Source organism: Sphingobacterium sp. N143 (assembly GCF_030325625.1).
Classification (GTDB): domain Bacteria; phylum Bacteroidota; class Bacteroidia; order Sphingobacteriales; family Sphingobacteriaceae; genus Sphingobacterium.
Map to the genome: position 1 here is coordinate 86,814 of NZ_JACAIS010000011.1, position 15,046 is coordinate 101,859.

General features: G+C 39.7%; 13 protein-coding genes. 9 read left to right on the forward strand and 4 right to left on the reverse strand.

All coding sequences use genetic code 11. The features are described from left to right. The first annotated feature begins 124 nt into the window (after nucleotides 1–124). Nucleotides 125–2,011: a TonB-dependent receptor plug domain-containing protein gene (locus tag HX021_RS19315; protein ID WP_286592221.1), complete on the forward strand. Its 1,887-nt coding sequence runs from the start codon at nucleotides 125–127 to the stop codon at nucleotides 2,009–2,011. A gap of 142 nt (nucleotides 2,012–2,153) precedes the next feature. On the opposite strand, the gene HX021_RS19320 is transcribed toward HX021_RS19315, so the two are convergent. From HX021_RS19320 to HX021_RS19330, 3 genes are all read right to left on the reverse strand, one after another. Beyond that, on the reverse strand, nucleotides 2,154–2,867 hold the full coding sequence (locus tag HX021_RS19320) for a ThuA domain-containing protein (protein WP_286592222.1): 714 nt from the start codon (nucleotides 2,865–2,867) through the stop codon (nucleotides 2,154–2,156). A gap of 123 nt (nucleotides 2,868–2,990) precedes the next feature. After that, nucleotides 2,991–4,058 carry a 3-dehydroquinate synthase gene (gene aroB / locus HX021_RS19325; RefSeq protein ID WP_286592223.1) on the reverse strand — a complete coding sequence of 356 codons (1,068 nt, stop codon included), beginning with the start codon at nucleotides 4,056–4,058 and terminating at the stop codon, nucleotides 2,991–2,993. 50 nt (nucleotides 4,059–4,108) lie between these two features. After that, on the reverse strand, nucleotides 4,109–4,315 hold the full coding sequence (locus tag HX021_RS19330; protein ID WP_286592224.1) for an RNA-binding S4 domain-containing protein: 207 nt from the start codon (nucleotides 4,313–4,315) through the stop codon (nucleotides 4,109–4,111). Between the two features lie 94 nt (nucleotides 4,316–4,409). Between HX021_RS19330 and HX021_RS19335 the strand changes: the two genes are divergently transcribed. From HX021_RS19335 to xpt, 3 genes are all read left to right on the forward strand, one after another. Continuing rightward, nucleotides 4,410–5,606, forward strand: coding sequence for a proline dehydrogenase family protein (locus HX021_RS19335; protein WP_286592225.1), 1,197 nt, complete (start codon nucleotides 4,410–4,412; stop codon nucleotides 5,604–5,606). Nucleotides 5,607–5,843: 237 nt separating this feature from the next. After that, complete coding sequence (locus HX021_RS19340) at nucleotides 5,844–7,622, forward strand: AMP-dependent synthetase/ligase (RefSeq protein ID WP_286592226.1); 1,779 nt, start codon at nucleotides 5,844–5,846, stop codon at nucleotides 7,620–7,622. Nucleotides 7,623–7,674: 52 nt separating this feature from the next. Further along, nucleotides 7,675–8,253 (forward strand): xanthine phosphoribosyltransferase, encoded by a 579-nt coding sequence (gene xpt, locus HX021_RS19345; RefSeq protein WP_286592228.1) that lies wholly within the window; start codon nucleotides 7,675–7,677, stop codon nucleotides 8,251–8,253. A gap of 145 nt (nucleotides 8,254–8,398) precedes the next feature. Here the strand turns inward: xpt and HX021_RS19350 are convergent, their stop codons facing one another. Beyond that, the gene (locus tag HX021_RS19350) at nucleotides 8,399–8,881 is read right to left on the reverse strand and encodes a hypothetical protein (protein ID WP_286592229.1); all 483 of its coding nucleotides are present in this window, start codon (nucleotides 8,879–8,881) and stop codon (nucleotides 8,399–8,401) included. Between the two features lie 177 nt (nucleotides 8,882–9,058). Here HX021_RS19350 and mnmE point away from each other — a divergent pair, with 177 nt between their 5' ends. The 5 genes from mnmE (at nucleotide 9,059) to HX021_RS19375 (ending at nucleotide 15,044) form a co-directional block, all read left to right on the forward strand. After that, entirely contained in the window at nucleotides 9,059–10,438 is a 1,380-nt protein-coding gene (mnmE, locus tag HX021_RS19355; RefSeq protein WP_286592230.1) for a tRNA uridine-5-carboxymethylaminomethyl(34) synthesis GTPase MnmE, read from the forward strand. A 108-nt stretch (nucleotides 10,439–10,546) separates the two neighbouring features. Then, a complete protein-coding gene (locus HX021_RS19360) occupies nucleotides 10,547–11,020 on the forward strand; it encodes a metallophosphoesterase family protein (RefSeq protein WP_286592231.1) in 474 nt (157 codons plus the stop codon). Between the two features lie 2 nt (nucleotides 11,021–11,022). After that, nucleotides 11,023–11,373: a DUF3024 domain-containing protein gene (locus HX021_RS19365; RefSeq protein ID WP_286592232.1), complete on the forward strand. Its 351-nt coding sequence runs from the start codon at nucleotides 11,023–11,025 to the stop codon at nucleotides 11,371–11,373. A gap of 616 nt (nucleotides 11,374–11,989) precedes the next feature. Then, nucleotides 11,990–12,211: a helix-turn-helix transcriptional regulator gene (locus HX021_RS19370; RefSeq protein WP_286592233.1), complete on the forward strand. Its 222-nt coding sequence runs from the start codon at nucleotides 11,990–11,992 to the stop codon at nucleotides 12,209–12,211. Continuing rightward, nucleotides 12,195–15,044 carry an SNF2-related protein gene (locus HX021_RS19375; protein WP_286592234.1) on the forward strand — a complete coding sequence of 950 codons (2,850 nt, stop codon included), beginning with the start codon at nucleotides 12,195–12,197 and terminating at the stop codon, nucleotides 15,042–15,044. The genes HX021_RS19370 and HX021_RS19375 overlap by 17 nt, the downstream gene beginning before the upstream one ends. Nucleotides 15,045–15,046 lie beyond the last annotated feature (2 nt).

Below are 15,046 nucleotides of genomic sequence, written 5' to 3' on the forward strand. Positions count from 1 at the left end.
GTATAATCCTGGCATACGAATCATTGCCAGTTGCTACTGTCTCATCGACTATGGATAGCCAAAGGTCTATGGATACCCCAGGCAAAAGACATGCAATGAATAAACAAACGAATTGAATACAATCATGCTGAACAAGAAGATTACCCTAACAAAACTTGCTATTGTTCTTGCTATCGGTGGAGCAAATGGCCAAATAAAGGATACAACGGCACTCAATGAAGTCATCATTAATCAAAACAGGCTTCAGATCCCATTTTCAAAACAGAGCAAGAATATACAAATTCTGACACAAGAAGACATACAGCGTTTACCTAATCGTTCTATAAATGAGTTATTGACCAATATACCTGGAGTGGACATCCGGCAAAGAGGACCTTTCGGCTCTCAAGCTGATATTAGCATCGACGGGGGATCATTTGAGCAGACGGCGATCTTATTAAATGGTGTCAAGATTACAGACCCTCAGAGTGCACATCATAATATGAACCTCCCGGTACCCTTAGAAGCTATTGAACGGATCGAAATTATTAGGGGGCCAGCATCCCGTATTTTTGGCATCAATGCATTGACAGGAGCAATCAATATCGTCACCAAGAAGGTCGATTCCAATCAGCTAAGCACCCAGGTATATGCTGGTTCCTCTTTTAAAGATAACGAACAGACAAATTCAGGTAAATATTATGGAAAAGGCCTACAGTTTGGAGGGCAGTTTCTTGCAGGAAAAACCAGTCATGGCCTCTATTTAGGTCACGAAGATACCAATGGACAGCGCTACAATACCACCGCTAACAACAACAAAATCTATTACGATGGCAGCTACCAACCCAATGATGCCAATCAGATAAAGGCAAATTTTGGTTATATCAACAATCAGTTCGGCGCAAATGGTTATTACGCTGCTCCCACAGATAAGGAAGCCTATGAGCAAGTCAAAACAGTGTTTTCCTCTTTACAGTCCAAGCATCAGGTAACACCCAGTTTTTCGATCAGCCCCCGCCTTAGCAACCGGTACAATGAGGACGAATATTGGTATTTGGGCAGGGAGACCACCAAGGGCCGGGCAAAACATTATAGCAATGTTTTTGGGGCAGAGATCAATGCTGCACTGGAACAAACCTATGGTACTTTTGGTTTGGGGTTAGAAAGCAGATTCGAACGGATCAATAGCACAAGTATCGGTCTTCACAATCGTGAAAATTACGGTGGTTATCTAGAATTTAAAACCGAATCGATAGACAAATTAATGCTCAATGCAGGTGCATATATCAACTACAATTCCAAATTTGGCTGGCAGATATTCCCTGGCTTGGACCTTGGTTATGATATTACTGAACATTGGAAACTTGTTTTCAATGCTGGATCGAGCCAACGGGTACCCTCCTTTACCGATCTATACAACAACCAGACTGCCAATATCGGAAATCCAGATCTGACCTCAGAAAATGCATATCAGATCGAAGGTGGCATCAAATATCTCTCCAGCCGCATTATCGCACAGGCAGGTTACTTTCATCGCAAAATAAATAATTTTATCGATTGGCAAAAAACAACGGACGCGGCAGATACCGGAACAGTGATTCCTTGGCAGCCGTCCAATATTGGGAAAAATACGATGGATGGCTTAAACGTTTCCTTCCGTTACAACCTCAGCGATTCAGATGCCGACACTAAGTATTATACGACACTAAGTTACAATTATCTTCATCCAACGGTAAAAATTGAAAATGGTATGCTGTCCAAATATGCTATCGAAAGCCTAAGACATCAGGTCATCCTTAATTTTACCGTTCAACACAAAAACTGGATGTTCACCACGGCCAATCGTTTCAACGAACGCATCAGTTACAAATCTTATTTCATTGCCGATCTAAGAGCATCTTATCAGCTGAACGATTTCAATATATTTGCCGATGTACAAAACCTCTTTGACAAGAGCTATATTGAAGCTGCTGCCGTGCCGATGCCCGGAAGATGGTTTAACCTAGGTGCGAAATACCGTATAAAATATTAGGGAGCTCATAGCTGCCATCAGGGTTTGTCGGTTCAATAATAAGAAATTCGGACGAAACTCTAGTGCGGTTGATCTTATCATGCCATATATACTTCCCCAAAGGATCAAGTCTTTTGGGGAAGTATGACTTGGATTACAGTTTTTATTTTTGGGGGATCACAGATAGTATACCTTCGATCAGGTGTTTTTGAAATTCAGGCTCATCATAAGACTCTTCAGTATGTCCAAGTCCAGTGTAAAAGACTTTACCACCATCATAGTTCTGTACCCATGATATGGGGTGCTTGTCGCCCATTTTTCCGCCTTTATAGCTCTTTTCATCCAAATTCATCAGCACATGCAATCCATCTTTCACATCTTTGAAATTATACCATTCATCCTTATGCCACCAGATCGGGTCCAGATGTTTTGTTGCTGGATGCTCCCGGTCTAATACATCGATTTTAGCTTTTTGCACAGCGGGATGTGAAGTAAAATAAGCACCCACCAGACCATTGTACCAAGGCCAGTCAAACTCCGTATCCGTTGCAGCATGAATACCGGCAAAACCTTTCCCTGATTGGATATAGCGCATAAAGGCACCTTCTTGCGCAGAATCCAAAATATCCCCCGTGGTACTTAAGAATATAATCGCATCATATTTTTTTAGGCCCTGATCGGTAAATAATGTAGCGTCTTCCGAATGGTCAGCCTTGATTTTCACCTTGTCCAACAGTTGCGTAAGCACCTGCACCCCTTTTTCGATACTTTTATGCCTAAATCCTTGTGTCTTACTAAAGATCAATACTTGCCTTTGCGCATGTGCATGGACAACGGTTCCAAAAAGGAAAAATAAAAAAATGAAGATTCTATTCATGATATAAATGGTTATAATTTCAGTTTAAGTTGAGGAGCAAAATCAATTGCAACTACAGGCAAAACTCCTCTGATCAGGAATGGGCCGTATATTCTCCCCATATACGGCCCATTCCTGAAAATTTTATGATCCAATCAGCTCTCGATAGAAATCGAGGCTCTCGATAATATCCTCTTCAGATACAAAAATATCATATTGGCAGCTACCGATTTTATTCAGTAAGGCAAAACCGATCTGATTGGATAGATTTTTCTTATCATTTCGCATCAGGTCCAACAGGGTCGTATCGATAGCCGAATCGAACCTATAATCACCAAAATGCTGTCTAAAAGTATGGATCAGATCTTCTAGCTCCTCCAACGAAAGTCCGTTCAATTTGTGCGAGAGATAGCCCTCGCAGATCATTCCAATAGCAATGGCTTCACCATGCAATAAAGAATTACGGTCATTTAAGAGTGAGTAGCCTTCAATGGCATGCCCGATAGTATGTCCAAAATTCAAGATCTTCCGCAGGCCTTTTTCTTTAGGGTCTTCGAGAATAACGCTGTTTTTGATCGAAACTGAATGCTTAACCAAGCTATTATCAATCTGATCAATTGACAGGGCCTTTACCTGATCGTAATATGCACGGTCGAAAATCAGTCCATGTTTAATAACTTCCGCAAATCCCGATGCAAGCTGGCGGGGCTCCAGGGTCTTTAAAAACTGGCTCGAAATAAATACCGCCTGCGGCTGGGCAAATGTTCCGATGATATTCTTGACACTGCCCATATCTATCCCCGTCTTCCCACCGACAGAAGCATCCACCTGTGAAAGCAATGTTGTCGGGATCTGGATAAAATCCATCCCTCGTTTAAAGGTGGACGCTGCAAATCCCCCCATATCGGTAACGACACCTCCCCCCAGGTTAATGAGCAGGGAGTGGCGGTCAGCTCCAAAATCGAGCATATTTTGCCATACACCGATACAAAAATCTATATTTTTATTCTCCTCACCAGGATCAACTTCTATAATATCATAATTGGATAAATTGGGCAGGGCTTGTTGAAACAATGGCAAGCAATTGTCTAAGGTATTGGTATCTACCAGCACAATGATTTTTGAGTAATGCCGTTCTGCTAAAAATGTCTCTAACGAGGCCAATGTATCATCAAAATATACCCGATAGCCCAAACTTTCTATGACTTCCATTCTACGATTCTTTAAGGTTTAAGTTTTCTATTTACCAATATTGTTTAATATTACACCAATTTTATTTCCATACCATCAAATTCAACCACATCACCAGGTCTCAATTTCAATCTTTTCCGATAATCCACCTGCCCATTATACTTCACATACCCTTCTTCCACAACCCATTGAGCCATAGCACCATGCTCAACCCAATTTAAAGCTTTAAGTAACTGGATAAGCTGTATATACTCGCCCTCTATTTTAAATTCTTGCATTTCACAAAAATAGTGGTTTAACTGGGGAATACAAGAATAATCATCGTTTTAATGCTTACTAAATTGCTACATTTGCCTATTGCAAATAAAGATTATGATTGAGAATTCTGAGCCCAGAACATTATCCTTTGATAATACAGAGATCGCTTTTAAAAGTAAAAGTGATAAGGATTTGGAAAGAGCGTATTGGTTATTCAAAATAATAGCGAATAACTTTTTGACAAAAGTAGGTCCATCCATGACCAACTTTGCGCTGAACATTGGACTACCGATCCAAGGTATCATCCGTAAGACAATCTTCAAACATTTTTGTGGCGGAGAGACCATCGAAGGCTGTGAAACAGCGATCAATGAGTTAGGAGAAAATGGCGTTGGAACTATTTTAGACTATTCAGTAGAGGGTGAAGAGACCGAAAAAGCATTTGATGCTTGCTGTGAAGAGGTGTTGCGTACTGTCATTGCTGCCAGTAAAAACAAGTACATCCCTTTTTCTGTATTTAAACCTACAGGACTAGGCCGTTTTGAATTGTTTGAAAAAGTCAATGCCAAAGAAAGCTTGACAGAAGCGGAGCAGGCAGAATATCAGCGCATGTTGGACCGTACAGACCGTATCTGTAAAGCCTGCCATCAGGCTGGTGTAAAAGTATTGGTTGATGCCGAACATTCCTGGATCCAAGATGCTATAGACGACATTGCGCGCGAAATGATGGAAAAATACAATATGGAAAAACTTATTGTCTATAATACCTATCAGTTATACCGCAGCGATAAATTGGCATCATTAAAAGCAGATTTCGAATATGCCAAAGTAAGAGGGTTTTATATGGGTGCTAAGATTGTTCGCGGTGCCTATATGGAGATCGAGCGGGCCCGTGCCGAACAGAAAGGTTATGCAGATCCGATCCAGCCCAACAAAGCTGCCTCAGACAGAGATTACAATGAAGCCATCGAGTTTATATTGGATCACCTGGACCACTTCGGATTAATGGCAGGTACACACAATGAAGATAGCAGCATGTTATTGGCTAAAGAGATTGACAAACGCGGTATCGACAGATCCACAGATCGTATCTTTTTCGCACAGTTATTGGGCATGTCTGACAATTTGAGCTTCAACTTGGCGGCACATGGTTATAATGTAGCTAAATACATGCCTTATGGACCTGTTAAAGCGGTTATGCCTTACCTGTTCAGAAGAGCACAGGAAAATACCTCTGTTGCCGGAGCAACAGGTCGAGAGTTAGGCCTCTTGATCAAAGAAAAACAAAGAAGAAAAGCTAGTCGTCGATAACGACTAGCTTTTTTCCATCTGCCCCTCAAGAAACGTTCCTCCTTGAAGCCTTCCACAAGGGAGACCTTCCCTAAGCAATGGGTTGGCACGATCGTGCTACCTTATATTCAATTGCAATAAGCTAATTGCAAAATCATTCCAGATTCTTGAAACAATTATTTATGTTTGCAAACTTTTCCCCTTAAAATGCAGTTCATAGGAAAGGGGGTTCCAATGGAACTAAAACTATTATTTGAAATGGAAGACAAACTTAGATTATTTGACCTTGCTCGTCATCAGGTCAGCAAATATCCCAATCTCGACATTTTTGCACATAAGATAGACGGCAAGTGGAATTATATCAAAACAGCAGATTTTCTCAAACAAGTAGATGACCTTTCCAAAGGATTGGTCGAACTCGGCGTAAAGCCCAATGAAAAAGTTGGCCTCATCGCAGGGAGCAGTGTAGAATGGCATATTGTTGATTTTGCCATTCAGCAGATTGGTGCTGTTGTTGTCGCTATTTATCCTAATATTACAGACGCAGACTACCAGTATATCTTCAATGATGCCGAGATCAGGGTATGTATCGTAAGCAATAAAAGCCTTTATGAGCGATTGATGCATCTGACCGAATCAATCTATACTTTAAAATACATTTTCTGTATGGCAGACCAGGAGGCAACACGAAGCTGGAACGAACTCAAAGAGCTGGGAACCAACTGTCCAGAGGGTACCCTAAGCCAGTTACGTGATCAGGTCCAATCCAATGATCTTGCCACCTTAATTTATACATCGGGTACAACTGGAAAACCAAAGGGAGTCATGCTCTCCCATGATAATATTTTTTCGAATGTATTGGGTGCTGCCGAAATTACTCCCTGTAAAGCTTACGACCGGGGTTTGACCTTCCTCCCTCCTTGTCACGCCTACGAACGCATGGTTCTCTATACTTATATGTATTTGGGCTTTACGATTCATATTGCCGAATCATTTGATAAGATCGGAGACAATCTCAAAGAAGTCCAACCTCACATTATGACGGTCGTGCCCCGGATCCTTGAAAAAGTTTATGAAAAAATCATGAAGACAGGCCATGATCTTAAAGGATACAAAAGAAAAGTCTTTGATTGGGCCGTAGCCGTAGCAGAAGAATATGATCCAAATCCTGCAAAAAGAAGTTTTGCTTATACTATGCGGCTAAAGCTAGCGAAGAAGCTTGTGCTCGACAAATGGTATGAAGCACTAGGCGGCAAATTATTGACAGTAGCCTCAGGTTCTGCTTCTTTGCACAGTAAATTGACCCGGGCATTCTTGGCAGCTGGAATTCCGTTGTATGAAGGTTATGGCATGACAGAAGCGTCTCCCCTTATTGCTGTCAATCATTACATCAAAGGTATACGGGTCGGCACAGTTGGACTCCCAGTCCGTTTTGTCGAAATTAAGCTTGCCGATGATGGTGAAATATTGGTCAAAGGACCAAATGTCATGATGGGCTATTACAAAAATAAAGCTGAAACCGACAAAACAATTATAGACGGTTGGCTACATACTGGTGACATCGGTAAATGGGAAGATGAGAAATTCCTCAAAATTATCGACCGTAAAAAAGAAATGTTTAAGATTTCAGGTGGAAAATACGTTATTCCGCAACCCATAGAGACCAAACTTGTCGAATCTAAATTTATCGAGCAGGCTATGGTCATTGGTGACGGTATGAAATTCGCGTCAGCATTCATCGTCCCTAATTATGCCCATTTATTGGATTGGGCCAAAAACGATGCCCCCGAACTTGCCCGTATGAGCAAGGAAGACTTCCTTAACACCCCGGTTATCATTAAAAAAGTAAATCAGGAAGTGCGACAGGCCAACCAGCACTTTGGCAACTGGGAACAGATCAAAAAACCTATTATCCTGAACAATGAATTTACCATTGAAAATGGTGAGCTGACCCCCACACTCAAGATGAAACGTAAGGTGATCCTTGAACATCATCAAGAGGAATTCAATGCACTTTATCATATGGAGAATGATTAAAGTTCATACGGAGTAAATTGAAATGTATATCGTAATTATTATAAATTAACACATGAAATTATTAAAGGATAGAATCCTTCATGACGGCAAAAGTCTTGCTGGCGGGATACTCAAAGTAGACAACTTCATCAATCACCAGATGGATCCCGTCTTAATGAAATCCATTGCTGTGGAGTTCGTCCGCCGTTTTGCAGATCTACCGATCAACAAAATTATTACCATTGAAGCGAGCGGCATCGCCCCTGCCATTATGCTGGGATACCTATTAGAACTACCTGTGGTATTTGTTAAAAAAGCCAAACCCAAAACCATGGGAGACATGTATGTCAGTGAAGTTCATTCCTTTACAAAAAACAGGACCTACGATATTTGTGTCAGCAAAGAATTTCTATCTCCTGATGACAACATTCTCTTTATTGATGATTTCTTGGCCAATGGAAATGCTGCTTTCGGCATTTTGGACCTGGTCAGACAGTCAGGAGCGTCCCTGATGGGTATGGGATTTATTATTGAAAAGTCTTTTCAAGAAGGAGGTAAAAGGCTAAGAGCACTACCAGCCATGCGGATAGAATCTCTTGCCCGCATAAAATCGCTGGAGGTTGACAAAGTAAGCTTCGAAGACAATGTGTAAACAGAGGATGCAAAGCATGGATAACTTGTCCTCTACATCGAACTTATAGTTAAGGGTCAGCTCATCTCGGGCTGAGGCCCCAAAATGTAAAAGCCCCGTCATGCTGACTGGGGCTTTTACGTTCAAACAACAAGATAAAGTATCTTTAATCCCAACGATAATCGTTGTAAAAATCTTCCGGATGTCTACTGATCGGTACATCCTTGACCACACGGATATTAGCAGCACCTAAATTGACATTCAACATAAATGAAGGCACACTGGCAGAAAAACTCCATCTTCCGTCTCTCCTATACACGTAGCCATTTCTATATGGATCATAGAAGGTGTTGTAATCCCTGAAGTAAACATGATGCCTACTATCATATCTATGTGCCCTAGCCCATGATGGTGGACCATGTCGGTGGCCTTTTCGATACAACTTGGCTACTTCTTTATGATACTTCCGGTCTTCCTTTTCACGTTTCTCTACATACTTCCGATATTCCTTAGCCCTTTTTTCCTCGTATTTACGGCGTTCTTTGCTATGCTCCCATCTGTCATATCCGCGATGTTGAGCCAAAGATTCTTTCGGAGCCATCAGAGCAAGGCTTCCGATTGCTAATACAAAGTATATCATCTTTTTCATAACCACATCATTTAAATTTACAATTCAACTATTTTACACTATATGTCTTGTTTATTTTTTACAAGCATTTCTATTGGTATGACATTGATGTCTGAACAAAGGTTTAATCCGAAACCGTAATTTTTTTGTCCGGTTATTTTCCCCTTTCATTCCATCAATTTAACGTATCTTTGCACCATGTCCAATACAGGTTACATTACTGAAGATACGATTGTTGCTTTGGCTACATCCTCCGGATCAAACGGCGCCATTGCTGTTATCCGGGTTTCCGGGCAACAGGCCATTTCCATTACCAATGCCATATTTAAAGGTAAGGATCTACTCCAGCAGGCTTCTCATACCATACATTTCGGAACCATACGTGACGGTGAAGAGATTATTGACGAGGTGTTGGTATCCCTATTCGTGGCCCCCAATTCGTATACGCGAGAAAATTCTGTAGAAATTTCCACCCACAATTCCAAATACATCATTGAGCGAGTCATTAATTTATTGATCCAAGGGGGGGCACGTGCTGCCCGTCCGGGTGAATTCACTTTGCGGGCTTTTCTCAACGGCGGCATGGACCTTTCGCAGGCTGAGGCAGTGGCAGATTTGATTGCATCCAATTCCGCAGCATCCCATCAGGTAGCGATGCAGCAGATGCGTGGTGGCTTTTCCAATCAACTCAAATCCCTTCGGGAGGATCTCATCCATTTTGCTTCACTCATCGAGCTTGAACTGGATTTTTCAGAAGAAGATGTAGAATTCGCCAACCGTGATCAATTAAAATCTTTGATCCTCAAAATACAGGCTATCGTTCAAAAATTAATTCAGTCGTTTGAGCAGGGCAATGTACTGAAAAACGGAGTTCCAGTCGTTATTGCAGGCAAGCCAAATGTAGGGAAATCGACCTTGTTGAACGCATTTTTAAATGAAGAACGTGCCATTGTTTCGGATATTGCCGGGACGACACGGGATACGATTGAGGATGAAATCAATATACATGGTGTGACATTCCGCTTTATTGATACAGCCGGCATTCGGGAGACCGCAGACATCATTGAAGCAAAAGGTGTAGAGCGTACCCGTGAAAAAATGAAACAGGCCCGCCTGATTATCTATCTATTTGATCCGATACAGGACAATGTTGACGACGTGCAGTCTCAATTACTGGAGATCCAACATCTTCAGATTCCATTTGTGACCATTATCAACAAAGCTGATCTACTGTCAGAGCCACAAAAAGCAGCATACAGCGCCTTAAATCCATTATATATTTCAGCAAAACAACAGATTGGTGTAGAAGAATTGAAAGAAGAGCTGATTCACCGGGTACAGCTGGGCAACCTCAATACTGATGATGTGATGGTCACCAATATCCGGCATGTAGAAGCCCTTCAGAAAACATTGGATTCGCTGGAGCGTGTATTATACGGTATTGACAATCCCATCACTTCGGACTTCTTGGCCATGGACATCCGTCAAGCCTTGTACCACCTGGGAGAAATTACGGGCTCTGTCTCTACCGATGACCTGTTGGATAACATCTTCTCCAAATTCTGTATCGGGAAGTAGTTGCATATTACTGGATATAACTAGATATTAGTAAATAATTATAAAGCATTGAAGATGAATTATTTTCAATGCTTTATTGTTTGTAATGCATTAGTTTTGAAACGATGCATGTACAAAGTATTTGTTGCAGGAAATCATGATTTCTATTTTGAAGAGACCGATTCAAACAAAATCAGAAGAATAATTCCTAAAGAAATCATTTATCTAAATGATTCCGGCATAGCGATAAATGGCATCAAATTTTGGGGATCTCCCATTACACCGTGGTTTAACAATTGGGCTTTTAACCGTAATCGTGGAGCGGAAATTAAAAAGCATTGGGATTTGATTCCTGTTGATACAGATGTTTTGATTACACACGGTCCACCTTTTGGTATTTTGGATGAAACTGTTTACGGAAAAAGGACTGGATGTGAGGAATTGCTTTTGAGAGTCTATCAAGTAAAACCCCAATATCATATTTTTGGTCATATACACGAGGATTACGGTAGTTTTACGAAGGGAGAAACATCTTTTATCAATGCTAGCGTATTGGACGACTGGTATGAGATGAAGAATAAACCAATAATTTTAAATTTGTAAGGATGATAGATAAAAAAGAACCTATTTCTATGGTCGAGGTTCAGTTTAAGAGCTTTGTAGATGCTAAGCGACCGAAAGATGAAGAAGTGCGTAAGCAATTGGATTTTGGTTATTCTTGGGATGGACAAATTGCCTTACTATTTGAGATCAGACCGCAATGGAATGAACCAACAAATATTTTAGAGTTACCGTTTGCGAAAATTCGCTTTGTTAAATCTTCTAAAATATGGAAACTCTACTGGATGCGTGGATCTGGTAAATGGGAAGCCTATGAACCGAATCCGGAAAGTGCAAATCTCCAACTATTGCTGGATGAAATCGATCATGATGCCTACGGATGCTTTTTCGGATAATAGACGTTATAAAAAAGCTACCTCCGCATATCCTTTTTTGTGGCCTGACGGTAGTATCGTTTACCATCTTTCGCACCATCCCAAACGTCTGTAACGCCTTGGATTTTGATTGGAGGGTCTTTCTCTAGACGGATTAATTTTTTACAAACTTTCCTGAATGTTCTATTCCATCGCCTTTTGTCTTGTTTTTCTGTTTCAGCTGTAGTGATGCCGAATATTTTAGTTTTTCTTACTGATCGAGACATCGGAGTTTTTAAGTTTTGATTTGTATAATTTTGAGGTTATAAAGATAAGTGTGTCTGATGACTATTCAAACCGAGAGTAACGAGCTCATGAAATAATTCCTTCCTACACACTTAATTTGTAAAGCAGTTCGTGTTGTAACAAATTTTTGCAAGATCTGTTACAGCGAGACGTATATATAAGTTCCGTAAACACCTAGAAATAAGGCAGAAGAAATAAATCTAAAACTGTCTTTTGGCGACTTACTCTTTCGCTGCTTCAAGAGTTTTACAGCTACATAATTTTTCCAATTCATATTCCATCATTACATATTTATATTGCATATAGGAAACATCCTATAAAGTACGTATTTTTACACCAAATGCAGATTATTATGCCGAAAAGACCAATAAACAGATTGAAAGTAGTACTTGTAGAACAGGGCAAGACCAGCAAGTGGCTTGCTCAAATGCTCGAAAAGAATGAAACGACAATTTCTCGTTGGTGTACTAATGAGGTTCAACCGAGTTTGGATACTTTATTGCAAATTTCTGCATTGCTAGAAATCGATATCAAAGAGTTATTAAATTCTAGCAATAATGGGTGTAATCAATAATTACCAAGCGAAATATTTCGCTTACGAATTATCTAAAAAGGCTACGGCAGAAAGTCCAGAAAAATTTGGCACGACCTTGATGGATGCTAAGGTGGAATTAAATCCGCATCAAATTGAAGCGGCATTATTTGCATTTAAATCACCCTATTCAAAAGGAGCAATTTTAGCAGACGAAGTAGGCTTAGGTAAAACTATCGAAGCAGGCATATTATTGAGTCAAAAATGGGCTGAAGGTAAACGAAAAATTTTAATCATATGTCCATCATCGCTGCGTAAGCAATGGGTAAATGAATTAGCTGATAAATTTTATCTAAAGGCTGAAGTACTTGATAATATTTCCTATAATAAAAAAGTCCGTGACGGTGTAAAAAATCCATTTGATGCGGAAGCAACTATTAAAATTTGTTCCTATCAATTTGCACGTAAAAAAGCAGAAGAAATTCAATTAACATCTTGGGATTTAGTGGTTATAGATGAGGCACATTACCTACGAAATGCCTACAAGTACGGTAATGTTACTGCCCAAACCATCCAAAATGCAATACGTGATTATAAAAAAGTATTGCTTACGGCTACTCCACTACAAAACCGATTAGACGAATTGTTTGGCCTCGTTTCTTTTATAGATCAGGAAATTTTTGGAGACATTAAATCATTTCGTCGGAATTATGTATTGGAGTCAGGAGCACGTGATATCGAAGGTTTGAAGGAAAGATTGAATAGTATCGTTCATAGAACATTGCGTCGTGATGTGAAAGAATTCATTAATTATCGTGAGCGCATTCCCATTACCCAACAATTTACGCCCACAGCACAAGAACAAGATTTATATGAAAAAGTATTAGATTATTTACGTCAAGAAATAACCTATGCTTTTCCACCTGCTCAAAAGCATTTAATGCAATCAGTAATTTTTAAGTTGCTGGGATCGTCTTCTTTTGCAATCAGTAGAACTTTAGAAGCACTTATCAAACGATTAAAAGACTTATTAGAAAATGCTAAAGTAGTAGATGATGATTTGTATAAAATGTTTCTGGAGGAATATGAAAATCTTGATGATGAATTAGATGAATTCGAAGGGGATACACAAGAAGATGACGAACAAATAGAAATTTCTCTGGATGATAAAATTGCTATTGAAGAAGAATTAAAACAGCTTGAAGAATTCCTAATCTTGGCCAACAGCATCCAACATAATGAAAAGGGTGAAAAACTTTTACAGGCATTAGATAAAGGTTTTGATAAATTAAATGAATTAGGTGCAAAACAAAAAGCACTTATTTTTACCGAATCTACACGCACGCAACAGTATTTATTTGAGCGTCTTTCCAAAGAAAAATATAACGGTAGAATTGTCTTGTTTAATGGTAATAATGCCGACCCGCTATCGAATCAAATTTATAAAGATTGGTTAGCAGATGATAAAAATGCTGGAAAGATTACGGGATCTAAAGCTGTAGATATCCGCCAGGCGTTGGTAGATGCTTTTAGAAGTGATAAATTCGACATCATGATTGCTACCGAAGCCGCTGCCGAAGGGATTAACTTGCAGTTCTGTAGCATGATTGTAAACTACGATTTACCTTGGAATCCACAACGAGTAGAGCAGCGTATCGGGCGTTGTCACAGATACGGACAGGAGTATGATGTAGTGGTAGTCAATTTTTTAAATGCAGCTAATGCAGTCGAAGCTCGTGTTTTTGAATTGCTGGAAAACAAATTCCAACTCTTTGCTGGCGTTTTTGGCTCATCTGATGAAGTGTTGGGGAGTATTGAAAACGGTGTTGATTTCGAAAAACGAATTATCGAAGTCTACAAACAATGCCGTACCAAAGAAGAAATTGAAACCTATTTCGCCAAATTACAAAAAGAGTTTGAGGATCAAATTGATGAAAAAGTAAAACAAACCCAATCCAAACTATTCGATCATTTCGAAGCTTCGGTAATCGATAAACTGCGTATCACACTTTCCGAAACCAGAGTGTTTATCGAGAAATACGAAAAATGGTTGTGGGAGCTCCTACGATTTTATATGAAACACAAAGCCCAGTTTATATACGACGATTTTACTTTTGTTCTTAATACTGGTGAAAAATACACGCTAAACAAAAAGCGAGAAGACGCTAAGCCTTTTCGCTTACAAAGTGCTATCGCACAACAAATCATTCAACAAGGCAAAAAGGAACAAACGCCTCCTGCGCATTTAAAATTCAATTTTTCTCAGCATAAGGCAACGTATTCTGATATTGAAAAACTAAAATCAAAGCAGGGAATTCTTAAAATAACCAACTTAGAAGTCTCCTCAGAAATCGAATCACATTCTGTTCTATTATTTACAGGGAATACTACCAGCGGTGAAATTTTAAATGATGAAATGTGTCGTTTCATTCTCGGATTGCCGTGCATAGAAGAAGAAAAAGGTAATTTTAAAACGGAAGATGTAGAGCAGGTGCATCAAAAAAACAAGCAGCAAAAACTGGATCATCTCGAAGATACGGATGCTTTGTTGATGCAACGCGAATTCAAAAAATTCCACAATTGGGCTGACGACAAAATTGCTTTTACCGAATTAGAATTACGAGAAGCCAAAAAAGCAGAAAAAGAAATAGACCGTCAAGCTATGCAGGAAGGTTTATCTACCGCAGAAGCATTGGTCTTTCAGGAAACTTTGGCGAAAGCCAAGAAGAAAGTAAGTCGTCTAAAAAGAGAAATGTTTGATCGCGAAGAAGAAATTGAAAAAGAACGTGACCAAATGATTATCGAAGCCAAACAAAAGTTAAACAGAACCATAACCGAAGAAGAACTGTTTACCATTTCTTTTGAATTGATATAGAA